General features: G+C 43.4%; 12 protein-coding genes. 7 read left to right on the forward strand and 5 right to left on the reverse strand.

Going from position 1 to position 13,536, the window contains the following annotated elements; translation table 11 throughout:
• Positions 1–31 precede the first annotated feature (31 nt).
• From OW495_RS15180 to OW495_RS15190, 3 genes are all read left to right on the forward strand, one after another.
• Positions 32–1,336 carry an inosine/guanosine kinase gene (locus tag OW495_RS15180; protein ID WP_289887273.1) on the forward strand — a complete coding sequence of 435 codons (1,305 nt, stop codon included), beginning with the start codon at positions 32–34 and terminating at the stop codon, positions 1,334–1,336.
• Positions 1,337–1,630: 294 nt separating this feature from the next.
• Positions 1,631–3,379 carry a formate--tetrahydrofolate ligase gene (locus OW495_RS15185; protein ID WP_102514554.1) on the forward strand — a complete coding sequence of 583 codons (1,749 nt, stop codon included), beginning with the start codon at positions 1,631–1,633 and terminating at the stop codon, positions 3,377–3,379.
• A 223-nt stretch (positions 3,380–3,602) separates the two neighbouring features.
• Complete coding sequence (locus OW495_RS15190; RefSeq protein WP_017105921.1) at positions 3,603–5,507, forward strand: diguanylate cyclase; 1,905 nt, start codon at positions 3,603–3,605, stop codon at positions 5,505–5,507.
• Positions 5,508–5,598: 91 nt separating this feature from the next.
• Here the strand turns inward: OW495_RS15190 and OW495_RS15195 are convergent, their stop codons facing one another.
• Entirely contained in the window at positions 5,599–6,204 is a 606-nt protein-coding gene (locus OW495_RS15195; protein WP_102514555.1) for a beta-phosphoglucomutase family hydrolase, read from the reverse strand.
• 87 nt (positions 6,205–6,291) lie between these two features.
• On the opposite strand from OW495_RS15195, the gene arfB reads away from it, so the two are divergent.
• Positions 6,292–6,702 (forward strand): alternative ribosome rescue aminoacyl-tRNA hydrolase ArfB, encoded by a 411-nt coding sequence (arfB, locus tag OW495_RS15200; protein WP_004730912.1) that lies wholly within the window; start codon positions 6,292–6,294, stop codon positions 6,700–6,702.
• A gap of 95 nt (positions 6,703–6,797) precedes the next feature.
• On the opposite strand, the gene OW495_RS15205 is transcribed toward arfB, so the two are convergent.
• The gene (locus OW495_RS15205) at positions 6,798–7,115 is read right to left on the reverse strand and encodes a helix-turn-helix transcriptional regulator (protein ID WP_102514556.1); all 318 of its coding nucleotides are present in this window, start codon (positions 7,113–7,115) and stop codon (positions 6,798–6,800) included.
• A 201-nt stretch (positions 7,116–7,316) separates the two neighbouring features.
• On the opposite strand from OW495_RS15205, the gene OW495_RS15210 reads away from it, so the two are divergent.
• Positions 7,317–7,643: a hypothetical protein gene (locus OW495_RS15210; protein WP_102514560.1), complete on the forward strand. Its 327-nt coding sequence runs from the start codon at positions 7,317–7,319 to the stop codon at positions 7,641–7,643.
• Positions 7,644–7,743: 100 nt separating this feature from the next.
• Here OW495_RS15210 and OW495_RS15215 read toward each other — a convergent pair whose 3' ends face one another.
• From OW495_RS15215 to OW495_RS15225, 3 genes are all read right to left on the reverse strand, one after another.
• Positions 7,744–8,802 (reverse strand): trypsin-like serine protease, encoded by a 1,059-nt coding sequence (locus tag OW495_RS15215; RefSeq protein ID WP_102514557.1) that lies wholly within the window; start codon positions 8,800–8,802, stop codon positions 7,744–7,746.
• A 264-nt stretch (positions 8,803–9,066) separates the two neighbouring features.
• Positions 9,067–10,200, reverse strand: a complete 1,134-nt coding sequence (gcvT, locus tag OW495_RS15220; RefSeq protein ID WP_029225803.1) for a glycine cleavage system aminomethyltransferase GcvT — start codon at positions 10,198–10,200, stop codon at positions 9,067–9,069.
• A gap of 492 nt (positions 10,201–10,692) precedes the next feature.
• Positions 10,693–11,316, reverse strand: coding sequence for an XRE family transcriptional regulator (locus OW495_RS15225; protein ID WP_102294852.1), 624 nt, complete (start codon positions 11,314–11,316; stop codon positions 10,693–10,695).
• 440 nt (positions 11,317–11,756) lie between these two features.
• Here OW495_RS15225 and OW495_RS15230 point away from each other — a divergent pair, with 440 nt between their 5' ends.
• A complete protein-coding gene (locus tag OW495_RS15230; protein ID WP_017105928.1) occupies positions 11,757–13,049 on the forward strand; it encodes a serine hydroxymethyltransferase in 1,293 nt (430 codons plus the stop codon).
• A gap of 51 nt (positions 13,050–13,100) precedes the next feature.
• Positions 13,101–13,481: a glycine cleavage system protein GcvH gene (gene gcvH / locus OW495_RS15235; protein WP_004730871.1), complete on the forward strand. Its 381-nt coding sequence runs from the start codon at positions 13,101–13,103 to the stop codon at positions 13,479–13,481.
• Positions 13,482–13,536 lie beyond the last annotated feature (55 nt).

The raw sequence follows: 13,536 nt of genomic DNA on the forward strand, positions 1-13,536 counted from the left end.
TGCGGCAAAATTTTTTCACTGTATTTGTCATATGAAATTTCCTGGACAGCGTAAATCTAAGCACTACTTTCCAACTCACGCCCGTGATCCGTTGGTCAACCAAATTCAACAAACACCTAAGCTACACCGCGCAACAGTTGTCGGTATAGGTCAAACGATTGTTGATATCGAAGCCCGTGTTGACAACGAGTTCCTTGAAAAATATGAGCTGAGTAAAGGTCACTCGCTTGTATTGGAAGAAAGTAAAGCCGATGCCCTTTACGAAGAGCTAGTTGAACGTAGTTTGATTACGCATCAATACCCTGGCGATACCATTGGTAACACGCTACACAACTACTCTGTTCTTGCAGACAGCAAATCAGTTCTGCTTGGCGTTATGTCTAAGAAAATCGAAGTGGGTTCGTTCGGTTACCGCTACCTTTGCCGTACCTCTTCTCGCATGAACTTAAACCACCTACAAACAGTTGATGGTCCAATTGGTCGTTGTTATACGCTAATTACCGAAGATGGCGAACGTACGTTTGCGATCAACGAAGGACACATGAATCAACTGCTTCCTGAAAGTATTCCTGAGCAAATTTTCGAAAAAGCCTCTGCATTAGTTGTATCTTCATACCTAATGCGCGGTAAGCCTGAAGATCCAATGCCAAAAGCCGTACAAAAAGCGATTGAATATGCGAAAGCACACAATGTGCCTGTTGTACTGACGCTTGGTACTAAATACGTGATCGAAGGTAATGCTGAATGGTGGCAAGAGTACCTGAAAGAAAACGTTACTATAGTCGCGATGAACGAAGACGAAGGTGAAGCATTAACGGGCGAGAAAGATCCATTACTTGCTGCGAATAAAGCGCTTGAGTGGGTTGACCTTGTTTTATGTACTGCGGGCCCTGTTGGCTTGTACATGGCAGGTTACACTGACGAACCAGCGAAACGCGAAACCACACTGCCATTGTTACCGGGTAACATCCCTGAGTTCAATAAATACGAATTCAGCCGTGCTATGCGTAAGCAAGATTGTGTAGACCCAGTAAAAGTATATTCTCACATTGGCCCTTATCTAGGTGGCCCACTTGAGATTAAGAACACCAATGGCGCAGGCGACGGTGCACTTTCTGCACTGCTACACGATATGGCAGCAAACAGCTACCACTACGTAAATGTACCAAACTCAGAGAAACACGAGCACGCTTGTCTAACTTACTCGTCACTGTCTCAAATTTGTAAGTACGCAAACCGTGTAAGCTACGAGGTATTGACTCAACACTCACCTCGCCTTTCTCGTGCTCTACCGGAACGCGAAGATAGCTTAGAAGAAACATACTGGGATCGCTAATCTAGATTGAGGCACTGATTCCAACGGGTTAGTGAATCATTCTAAGATGACCAATTCCTAAGAGGGCTGCTATATGCAGCCCTTTTTCTATTGGTGACTAATGTGAATAGCGCAACACCTAATCAAATCTAATTTTTTGCCAGATTAAGATTTGATCTCGCGCAATGACTGTTTAGATCTGTTATCTTCCAGCACATAATTCGTGTGGTTTGCCTTTACTTGGTCAAATTATACAGTACCATCGCCACGCAAACGTTTACGTAACACCTTTCGGTTCTGATATAAGGAGCAAATATGCTATCTGATATTGATATTTGTCGCTCAAATCCCCTTAAAAACATCAGTGAGATTGCCAAGCAAGCTGGCCTGAATCATGACGAACATCAACCTCTTGGGCTTTACAAGTCTAAGGTTTCTCTTACGTCACTTGAACGCCTCTCTGACCAACAAGATGGTAAGTTAATCGTTGTGACTGCGATTACACCTACGCCACTCGGTGAAGGAAAAACGGTCACCACAATTGGCCTTGCACAAGGTCTCGCCCAAATAAACCAATCTGCGATGGCGTGTATTCGTCAGCCTTCTATGGGCCCAGTATTTGGTGTCAAAGGCGGTGCTGCTGGCGGTGGTTACTCTCAAGTGGCGCCAATGGAGCAGTTAAATCTCCACTTAACAGGTGATATTCATGCAGTAACAGCGGCTCATAACCTCGCCTCTGCTGCGATTGATGCTCGTTTATATCATGAGCAACGTGAAGGATTAGAAGCCTTTGAAGCGCGCTCTGGCTTAAAAGCATTAGATATAGACCCAAGCAGAATCGTTTGGCGACGCGTGCTTGACCATAATGATCGCGCACTGCGCATGATCACTGTAGGTAAGAACGAGGCAGACAAAACAATCAACGGCTTTGAGCGCGAAGATGGCTTTGATATCTCTGCTGCTTCAGAGTTAATGGCCATTCTTGCGCTGGCTGACGACCTTCAAGACCTACGTAAGCGTATTGGCCGAGCGGTACTCGCTTATAACCACCACGGCATGCCATTAACCGCAGATGACTTCAACGTTGCAGGCGCAATGACTGTAACAATGAAAGATTCAATTGAACCAACATTAATGCAAACACTTGAGGGTGTGCCAACGCTGATTCACGCAGGCCCGTTCGCAAACATTGCACATGGTAATTCTTCAATTATTGCCGATAAGATTGCTCTCAAACTGAGTGATTTTGTAGTGACTGAAGGCGGTTTTGGCTCCGACATGGGTTTTGAAAAAGCGTGTAACATCAAAGTTAAAGCATCGAATAAAAAACCTGATTGCGCTGTTATAGTCGCTACATTACGCGGTCTAAAAGCCAACTCAGGCTTATACGATTTAAGACCAGGCACCGCTTTACCAGAATCAATCTTCAATGATGACCAAGACGCCCTTATCGCTGGCTTTGAGAATCTGAAATGGCACATCAACAATGTTAAGCAATACCAAGTGCCTGCCGTTGTCGCCATCAACCAATTCCCACAAGATTCAATTCAAGAGTTAAACACATTGAAACAACTGATCACCGACTTTGACCCTAATGTGACCGTTGAAATCAGCGAAGCTTTTGGTAAAGGCGGAGAAGGTGCGACGTTATTAGCTCAAACCGTGGTCAATGCTTGTGAAAATGAGAGCGACTTTAAACCACTTTATGAATCTGAACAGAGCTTGGAAGAAAAGTTGATGGCAGTCGCCGAGGTCGGTTACGGCGCAGCAAGTATTTCGCTATCACCTTTAGCCAAGCAACAACTCGCTGAATTCAACCAACATGGATACAGCAGATTGTCGGTATGTTTGGCAAAGACACCGCTATCTATTTCAACAGAAGCACAAGTTAAAGGCGCTCCTACCCAGTTTGATGTACCAGTTAGAGAACTGAAGCTTTGTGCCGGTGCGGGGTTCATCTACGCTTTGTGTGGCAATGTAATGACCATGCCGGGCTTACCGGATAAACCGGCGTTCATGTCGTTAGATGTTGATGAAAAAGGAAATATCGTTGGCCTTAGCTGAATAATGATGGCGAATTCATTTTCGATCTAACCGATATACTTGACCAGTATGCTACTTCGAGCCGTCATTTCTGAAAGGAATGGTTGCTCGATTAGCAAGCTTAATTGCAAAAAGTTGCACTAAAACCATAGTTATATGCAAAGCTTGTTCTAAGTTCTGGGTCAAGATCACATTAAAAACCCCATAAAATATATAGTATTGCGCTGATTCTTTAAGGACAGTGATGAATACGAGTATAAAAAAACTAGTCAGCCAATTTCTATGTACCATTTTTGCCCTAGGACTAGTCCCTGCCCTCTATATTAATTCTGAATTTGATCGGATAGACGCTCAGCACACGCTAAATATTAAGCAATCAAGTCAAAACCAAATTGAATACAGCTTCCACGAGCTTTCTGTCATCGTAGAGCAGATATCTAACTCCGTTCCCTCTATTGCAAATTCACAAACCCTTCTTCGTGCCATTGAAGAACCCTCAACGATTCACAAAGAAGCGCTGCAAGACTTGTGGGTGATGCTCGCTCGTGGGCAAAAATATTACTCACAACTTCGTTATCTCGATATTCAAGGGAATGAAGTGTTCCGCGTCAACTACAAAGACAATCAAGCCACAGTCGTTGCAGACAAGGAACTACAAAACAAATCAGCGCGCAGTTACTTTGACACTCTTCAAAAACTTGAAATTGGGCAAGTCAGTTCAAATGGTATCGATCTAGAAGTCGAATACGGGGAAATAGTCCATCCGTTAATTCCGGCGCTTCGTATCATGACGCCTGTAACATCAAAAGATCGCATCATTGGTTACTTTATTGCTAACCTCAATATGCTCGAAATTTATGATCGCCTGCATTATCAAATCGGAACATCTTCTGCTGTGCCGATACTCCTGAATAAAACAGGTCATGTCATCATGGGGCCCGACCCAGAAGAATCATTTGGTCATGTTCTTGAGTCTCGTGCTGAGATCACTTACGCAAAGCGCTACCCAGAATTATGGGAAGCAATTAAAGACAACACTTCCTCTAGCTATTTTGATGGCGAAAACTGGTATTTCCACTCAGATATCAGCCCGAAGATAGATCAATTTGAAGGGCCTATTTATATGGTTCTTCACGTTAAAAACCATCAGTTTAATAACCAGTATCAACAAGAACGCCACGCAATCATCGTACAGATCATTACCTTAACGATACTGATATCAATGATTTCTGCTGGGTTTGTGCTTTGGAATAGAAACCACAAGAAGAACAGCATCGATAGTCAACTGGCTAAAGCAGCAATGAATGGTATGTCGGCCTTGGTCATCACCGATAGAAACAACCGAATAATCAAAGTAAACCAAGAATTTACCCGCGTAAGTGGTTACAGCTTGGAAGATGTAAAAGGTCATCAACCGTCTATGTTTGCCTCTGGTCGCTACAACCAAGAATTCTACATAAAGATGTGGAGCATTATTACTAAGACCGGAGTATGGGAAGGCGAAGTGGTAAATCGCCGTAAAGACGGTTCTCTGATCACTGAAATACTGCGAATCCAAACGATTAAAGATTCTAAAGATGTAATTCAGTTTTATGTCGCGTCATTTGTCGATATCAGTAAACACAAAGAGCTCGAGAATAAACTGAGAAACCTAAGTGAAAAAGATTCGTTAGCAGGCTGTTGGAACCGTCGCAAGTTCGATCTTGAGCTGCGCGATGAATGCTCTCGTGTTAATCGTTACCCTACTCGCGAGCAGTCTTGTTTAGCTATTTTGGATATTGACTACTTCAAACGCATTAATGATCGATTTGGGCATGATTACGGTGATCGAGTCATTCAAACGGTCGCTAAAGTGCTCCAACGCGAATGTCGTGAAACCGATTTTGTTGCTCGTATTGGTGGTGAAGAGTTTGGTGTTATCCTGCCTCACACCTCAACAGAAGAAGCTGAATACGTCCTTAACAGGTTGAGAGTTGCTGTCAGTCTTGATCTCGACAACGTAGTGACTGTGAGTGGGGGGATCACCAACATCACTAGCGATCCTGCGCTTAACTACAAGTGCGCCGATTTGGCGTTATATGAGGCCAAAGCGGCAGGCCGAAACCAAGTCTGTTTATTTCTAGACAAAGAAATGAGCGAAATCGCCTAGCAAGAGTCTACACCGTCCCGCTAGGCTGTTAATCAGACCGAGAGCCATTGACTTTGCAGCCTTATCATTCAGTAACCTCACCATTTAGCAATCAGCTTGGTGCAGGATAGAACTCTAACTTATTCCCTTCGACCACCAGAATACAGTCCATGTTCGCCGCGTGAGCTGCCTGCTTACCAAGATTGGTATCTTCAAACACAACACATTGCTGAGGTTGTAACCCCATACCGAAACACGCGTCCAAGAAGGTATCTGGATTTGGCTTATGATTCTTCACATCTGTTGCTGTCACTAAGATATCCAGCTTGTTCAAGATATCCGTTTTATCTAATAGCTGTTCTGCGCTTTTACGCTGACTGCCTGTTCCTACCGCTATTTTCTTATTGCCTAGATGTTCTATTAGAAGAGAATACGTACAAGGGATAATATCGCCTTTGTCTTCAATCGCGGCAAACGACGCCATCTTAAACGTAGATACCGCTTGTGGGTCGAGTGACAAACCGTATTTACTGTTCACTTCACCCGCTATCTTATAACTCGGCATACCACCTAAGCTGTGCAGCCAAGATGCCTCGAAATGAAAACCGAACTCTTCAGCCGTTTGCTGCCATGCTTTTACATGTGCTGGCATTGTATCGATCAACGTACCGTCCATATCAAAGATTAATCCTTCATACGCCGTTAAATCTATTTTCATCACTACTACCACTCTTTAAGAAAGTTACTGATACCATAACCAATATTCAGTATCATGACTCCATATTACCGTCCAAAATGGAAGTTTATGTTACAAATATCTAACTCTGTTTCGATTCAAGACTGGGAACTCCAGTTAACTGCGATCAGAGCACAAGGAGCCGGCGGCCAAAACGTCAATAAAGTATCGAGCGCGATACATTTACGTTTTGACATCAAGCACTCCACCCTACCTGATTTCTATAAAGAAAAACTCCTAGCGCACAAAGATAGCCGCATCACTAAAGATGGCGTGATTATCATTAAGGCGCAGCAGTATAGAACTCAAGAACAAAACCGAGATGATGCTTTGGTGCGATTGAAAGAACTGATCTTGGAAGCAACAAAGGTTCAAAAAGTAAGACGAGCAACTAAGCCGACGCGTGGCTCTCAGAAAAGACGTTTAGAAGGAAAGAAGCAAAGAAGTACCACTAAACAACTCCGCGGAAGAGTAGAATAATTGTTTCATGTCACCCAGTGAACACGTCACCCATGAAAACAACCGATCTAACTCTATTTATTTAGATAAAATACGAGACCTATTAGACCAAAACGCTACGGCTGTGTTTTGACCGATAAAATCAGTTTGATCAACAATATTCTCTCTTCGCTGGTCAGTAAACGGCTGACCGCTGCAACATCTTCCGCCGTGGCTTGCGATGCACCAACAATATCAAGCACGACATCCAAATCCGTCACTTTTAAGGTTCTAGTGATAGAACGATACTGGGACATTTTGATGTCAGCTTCACCACGTTCAATACGTTGATAGGTTTTTAAACTCATTCCCGCACTTGAGGCCAATTTTTCTTGCGACAAATTAGCGAGCTTCCTGCGATCAATCAGCGCCATGATTATGGGTTCTTGTGACATAAGCTTATCCTCAATAGACAGTTATGACCTAATTTCAGCAAGAAGCAGACCATATTGACTCGTAACGGTTTACATACGCCATCAAAGGCATATTATGCGATTATTAAAAAACGTTACGTTTCATAAACTTTCGCACTTTGATCGGTCGTGAACGTGCAGGCTAGTAAACTTGATTACTCAAGTGTTGGGAAATTAGAAAAATTGCAAATTGCGAATAACAAAGACGTCAAATTGGAAATTGCGAATCGTTATACTTTGGCATTTCCTTGCATAAAGCGCGCTTTAGAATCAGAGGATACCCGCAATCAAATTGTCGCGGTACAGCAAAGGCTACTCACTTACAAAGAAGTGTTGTTGCACGGAAACATGTTGGAAGACAAGGAATTGAAACGGGCTTTTTCTGCATTGAACCAAAGTGAGAAAAGTGTCGCGCAAGGTGGCATCAAAAGCATCAATGATGCGATAAAAGAGATGGATGAGATTCTAGAAAGGTACAGCCGAAAAGCGGTTGTAGAACTAAGCAACTAAGCAACTAAGCGGGTAAATGACTAAACAGCTAAACCTGCAGAAATAAAAAAGTCGACGCTATCGTTAGATAAAGCGTCGACTTGTTCAAAACATTGCAGTTCTAACGTAACACGGCTTTTCTAAGACCCGCGAACAACATCAGCATACCTAGTAAACCAAATGAAACACTACCACCACTGCTACCAGAGCCAGATGATGTCCGTGCATTCACATAAGCTGTTCGCTTAGCATCAGTAGAAACAAACTTAGCGGTTTCGGTACCAGCAATAACACTGTCTATCCAAGCTTCATAATCATAAATTTCAGTGAATACTGACGTTACTCTTGAGCTACCACCACACGTTTCAGGACCAAAACTGGTGATCCCTACTTGTCTGTAAATGGAACCATCCTTCCAGTAAACCGGACCGCCAGAATCACCTTGACAAGTGCCCCCGTACAAGCCAGAAACTGCTACATCTCCAACAAAACAAATTTGATTCTCTGTTAACTCATCACCAGCAGCGAATACCGTTTTACAAGTCGCATTGTCTACATAATTGAGGTTTGCTTTTTGTAGTAAAGTGGTTCCGTCAAAACCAGTGCGTGTATCGCCATGACCCACAGCGGTAAATACCTCTGAAGAACTACGATAACCATCCGAACTCGGGCGTTTTACAATATCATTAACTGAATCGATATTCAGTGCGCTTTCTAGCTTAAGAATGGCAACATCGTTACGGAGTAGATCACTCAACGCATTTGAATAGTCACTGCGATAATAAACTTCTGAAACTCGTGCTTTTTGAATGTTACCGTTAGGGAATTGAGACGTATCTTCAATTTGAGGGACTACAGTAGTAAATAGCTGCCCTTCTTCATTGCCGTAAATACAGTGTGCTGCCGTCAAAATATGAGTCGGGTTTAAAATGGTCGCGCCACAGTAAGGGCCTGTAGAGTAAACACCATCATAGTCAATACGATCAATGAACAAGCTCGCCATTGAAGGAAATTCAGTCACAGAAGCGTCACTACCATTCACGATATAAGGTGTGACACCCACATCAGGAGCACTCTCGGCCGTGTTTTCCGTCGCCAATACACTAGATGTATAAATCAACGGTGCTAATAGCACTAAAACGGCTTTACGAACCGGACTCACTGTATAGTTCACATTCATAGTTAACTCCTTGTAACCACTACGACTTATTTATAAAAATGATATGTGGCCACCATAACACGGCATAACCCTGAGTATAGTAAGTATTTGTAACGATATGGCCACATCTCTCATTTTATAAACGAAATGTCAGACGACGTGTCTTTAGCCAATACTCAAAGTTATGTACGTTACCAAATACAAAAAAGCCTACCGTCAAACATCTTAATACAAAGATGTAAACAATAGGCTTTCATTTAACTTAGTGGTTTCTCTTAAAAGAGATTAACCACGGTAGTAACGTTGAGGTACGAAAGGCATTTTTTCTACTGTCATTGGTAGTTTCTTGCCGCGAACGTCAGCGAATACTTCAGTACCAATTGCTGCTAGGTCTGTACGAACGTACGCCATAGAAACAGGCTTACCAGCGTTAGGGCCAGCAGTACCGCTTGTTACAACGCCAATCTTGTTGTCTTCAGCATCGAACAGCTCAGCGCCTTCACGTACTGGAGCTTTAGTTTGACCCACTAGACCGACACGCTTACGTTGAACATCTTTCGTTGCGATTTGCTCAAGGATGATATCAGCGCCAGGGAAACCACCTGCACGTTCACCGTCAGTACGACGCACTTTTTGAATACCCCATAGAAGGCTTGCTTCTACTGGTGTTGTCGTTGTGTCTAGGTCGTGACCGTATAGACATAAACCACACTCAAGACGAAGTGAATCACGTGCGCCAAGACCAATCCACTCTACTTCAGCTTCTGCAGTTAGCTTACGCGCTAGCGCTTCTGCGTGATCGTTCGGTACCGAAATCTCGTAGCCATCTTCACCGGTGTAACCACTGCGGCTCACGATGCATTCAACGCCATCGATATCGACTTTTTGCACATCCATGAACAGCATGTCAGCAACGCTTGGCTGGAAACGAGCTAAAACTTCAGACGCTTTAGGGCCTTGAAGTGCGAGTAGAGCGCGATCATCAATCACTTCCATTTCTACGTCAGCAGGAAGGTGCGCAGTTAGATGGTCGATATCTTGTGTCTTGCATGCTGCGTTCACAACAACAAACAGGTGATCGCCTAGGTTAGCAACCATCAGATCATCCATAATGCCGCCCTGCTCATTAGTAAAGAACGCATAGCGCTGCTTACCAGAAGGAAGGTCAATAATATCTACAGGAACCAAAGATTCTAAGACAGCAGCTGCGTTCGCGCCATGAAGACGAAGTTGCCCCATGTGAGAAACATCAAAAAGACCGGCAGCATCACGAGTGTGTAAGTGCTCTTTCTTTACACCTAGTGGGTACTGAACTGGCATATCGTAGCCAGCGAAAGGAACCATTTTTGCACCCTCTTCAACGTGAAGTGCATGCAGTGGTGTTGTTAGTAGGTCTTGATTAGCGTGTTCTTGAGTCATTTTCTTCTCCATGAAGCGTTGCAGGCTTTCCAAATCGAGTCTGCCGCTTATATCTCTATTTAGAGTCGCTTCTAACGTAAGTTGCATCATTAGTCACTTCAGCGTATTCGCGTCAGTCACCTTAGCGTCTTAACCTTAGAAACAGTAGATAGTAAAAAGTGATGTCTTTTATATAGGCTTATATCGTTAGCTTGATAAATCAGGTTAGCTGTACAAAAGCTCTACAAGTCACTTTCTAAGAATTCACTTCAGTAAACTTCAATCAACATGAGTAAACCGTGTTCACTATAATAAACAAGCCTGCGTCAGTTTTACACCCTTAACAATAGTCAAACAGCTCAAAATGTGACATTTAACAATTTAAAAACAATTATTCGATACATACAAAAACGCGATATTGATGATTATCACACCAATATCGCGTCTAATGCCTAACGTTCGAAACAAAAGCAAACGTTTGCATCCACTATAAGAAATTCTAAGATTGTTAATTTATTTTGCAGTCACCCACAAAATGAGCGCGTCGTCTGCACTGGTCGAGATAAGCATATGGCCCATATTGGCATCGTAATACATGCTATCACCTTCACTCATCGGTACGGGTTCGTAAAATTCTGAGTAGAACATCACATCGCCAGATATGATCATTAAGAACTCTTCCCCGTCGTGGCGAACCCAATCATTATACTCTTCAAAAGTACGTGCTCGCACGCGGCTCTTAAACGGCATCATCTTCTTATTAGAAAGCTCTGTGGCAAGCAACTCATGTTCGTAAGTCGGTGTTGGGTGTGGCTTCCCTTGCCCTGCTTTGGTTAAGTCACGACGTCCCGTTGCAACTTTTTTCCTTGGTGGTTCAAAGAGTTGAGGCATATCAATTTGCAAGCCCATCGCCAGTTTTTGCATAGCCTGAAAGGTTGGCGAGATTTGTTCGTTCTCAATTTTGCTGAGCGTAGAACGCGCTAAACCTGTTCTTTGACTTGCTTCTTCTAGCGTAATCCCAAGCTTGCCGCGGATATCTTTAATGCGCTGGCCAAGCCTAAGTGGTTCAATATTCTGGTCTAACGTTTCCTTCGCCAACGTTAAAGATGGGTACTCATCATAAATGTCTTCTGACATAGGTCCCTCATTAATTTCTTGCTTCCTGTCTATTAATTTCATTGTTGCATGAAGCGCTTTGTTGATTAAAGAGCACGCAGAGAAATAAAGCGTGCTCCCCGTAGCAAAACAAGAAAAGTTGTTTCCTATTGGAAATTTTTGTTGAAAATTGATTTTATCGGAGCTATGTTATCGACTTGTTAGATGAAGAGATGCTACTTCAGCTTGCAGCAAATGATAGATTTAACATTTGTAAGAGCTGTTTTTTACCCGAACTTTTGGGAAACAATTCGTGCTGCATTGACCCTACAACGATCGCTTAGACGCTGTAAGAGTATATTTATAACGCAATTCACGTTTATCTATACCTATATAGCGCAAACGATACCGATGCAGAAATCAACTTAAGACCTAATGGACTATAAAAACAATCACCATTAGCTTAATGAAAGGTCTCGACAATGAACGCTTACCAAAACCATAGCTTAGACAGTTTTTTCACTACGAACTTATCTGGTACTGACGACGCAGTATTTGCTGGAATCCAAGCAGAGAACACTCGTCAAAACGAACAAATCGAACTTATTGCTTCTGAGAACATCGTTTCTAAAGCAGTAATGCAAGCTCAAGGCACTTGCCTAACCAACAAATACGCAGAAGGCTACCCAGGCCGTCGCTACTACGGTGGTTGTGAGCACGTAGATACCGTTGAAGCTATCGCGATTGAACGTGCTAAACAGCTGTTCAAATGTGAATACGTAAACGTACAGCCTCACTCTGGCGCTCAAGCAAACGGCGCAGTTAAACTTGCCCTACTTCAACCTGGCGACACGATCCTAGGTATGTCTCTTGACGCTGGTGGCCACCTTACACACGGTGCGCGCCCTGCAATGTCTGGTAAGTGGTTCAACGCTGTTCAATATGGCGTAGACCGCGAAACTCTAGAAATCGATTACGAAGCAGTTCGCGCTTTAGCAATCGAAAGCCAACCTAAAATGATTATTGCTGGTGGTAGTGCTATCCCACGTGTTATTGATTTCGCTAAGTTCCGTGAAATTGCTGACGAAGTTGGCGCTATCCTAATGGTTGATATGGCACACATCGCGGGTCTTATCGCGACAGGTGCTCACCCTAGCCCACTACCACACGCACACGTTGTTACAACAACAACGCACAAAACACTTCGTGGCCCACGCGGCGGTATGATTCTTACGAACCACGAAGACATCAACAAAAAAATCAACTCTGCAGTGTTCCCTGGCCTTCAAGGCGGCCCACTAATGCACGTTATCGCGGCTAAAGCAGTGGCGTTTGGCGAAGCACTTGGCCCAGAATTTAATACTTATATTGATTCAGTGATCGACAACGCAAAAGTTCTTGCTGAAGTGTTGCAAACTCGCGGTTGTGACATTGTGACTGGCGGAACAGACACGCACCTAATGTTGGTTGACCTTCGTCCTAAGGGCTTGAAAGGTAACGTAACTGAAGAAGCATTAGAGCGTGCAGGGATCACATGTAACAAAAATGGCATACCATTCGACACAGAGAAGCCTATGATTACTTCGGGTATTCGTTTAGGTACGCCAGCTGGAACCAGTCGTGGTTTTGGCACTGAAGAATTCAAACTTATCGGTGAATGGATCGGCGATGTACTTGATGGCTTAGTTGAAAGCCCTGAAGGCAACGCTGAAGTTGAGCAACGTGTTCGCAAGCAAGTTAAAGAGCTTTGCAAACGCTTCCCTCTTTATCGTTAAACCGTTTTTAAGATTTAAATTAAAACCTCATAAATTTTTGGAGAATAAGCAATGGACAATACACTAAAGTTTGCAGACAGCCACGAGTGGGTAAAAGACAACGGTGACGGTACTGTAACTATCGGTATTTCTGAGCACGCTCAAGAGATGCTAGGTGACGTTGTGTTTGTTGACCTGCCTGACACTGGAGACGAAATCGAAGCTGGCGAAAGCTTCTCTCTAGTTGAATCAGTGAAAGCAGCTTCTGATATCTACGCACCAATCTCTGGCGAAATTGTAGAAATCAACGAAGAATTAGAAGATAGCCCAGAGTTAATTAACGAAGAATCTTATGAAGGTGGTTGGATTGTAAAAGTGAAGATGTCTGATGCGTCTGAACTAAACAACCTTAAAGATGCGGAAGAATACCTAAGCTCTATCGAAGAAGACTAATAGGTTCCTCATTACGATAAAGCTGCTCTTTGGAGCAGCTTAATTTTAGGGGCTA

It is taken from the genome of Vibrio sp. 14N.309.X.WAT.E.F5, from assembly GCF_030397615.1.
Classification (GTDB): domain Bacteria; phylum Pseudomonadota; class Gammaproteobacteria; order Enterobacterales; family Vibrionaceae; genus Vibrio; species Vibrio lentus.

Excerpts from the sequence above, each read along its gene's own strand:
- OW495_RS15195 (WP_102514555.1), bottom strand. The coding sequence starts at position 6,204 with ATGAAAATAGATTTAACGGCGTATGAAGGATTAATCTTTGATATGGAC.
- OW495_RS15180 (WP_289887273.1), top strand. The coding sequence starts at position 32 with ATGAAATTTCCTGGACAGCGTAAATCTAAGCACTACTTTCCAACTCAC.
- arfB (WP_004730912.1), top strand. The coding sequence starts at position 6,292 with ATGTTACAAATATCTAACTCTGTTTCGATTCAAGACTGGGAACTCCAG.
- gcvH (WP_004730871.1), top strand. The coding sequence starts at position 13,101 with ATGGACAATACACTAAAGTTTGCAGACAGCCACGAGTGGGTAAAAGAC.
- OW495_RS15230 (WP_017105928.1), top strand. The coding sequence starts at position 11,757 with ATGAACGCTTACCAAAACCATAGCTTAGACAGTTTTTTCACTACGAAC.
- OW495_RS15225 (WP_102294852.1), bottom strand. The coding sequence starts at position 11,316 with ATGTCAGAAGACATTTATGATGAGTACCCATCTTTAACGTTGGCGAAG.
- OW495_RS15215 (WP_102514557.1), bottom strand. The coding sequence starts at position 8,802 with ATGAATGTGAACTATACAGTGAGTCCGGTTCGTAAAGCCGTTTTAGTG.
- OW495_RS15190 (WP_017105921.1), top strand. The coding sequence starts at position 3,603 with ATGAATACGAGTATAAAAAAACTAGTCAGCCAATTTCTATGTACCATT.
- OW495_RS15205 (WP_102514556.1), bottom strand. The coding sequence starts at position 7,115 with ATGTCACAAGAACCCATAATCATGGCGCTGATTGATCGCAGGAAGCTC.
- OW495_RS15185 (WP_102514554.1), top strand. The coding sequence starts at position 1,631 with ATGCTATCTGATATTGATATTTGTCGCTCAAATCCCCTTAAAAACATC.
- gcvT (WP_029225803.1), bottom strand. The coding sequence starts at position 10,200 with ATGACTCAAGAACACGCTAATCAAGACCTACTAACAACACCACTGCAT.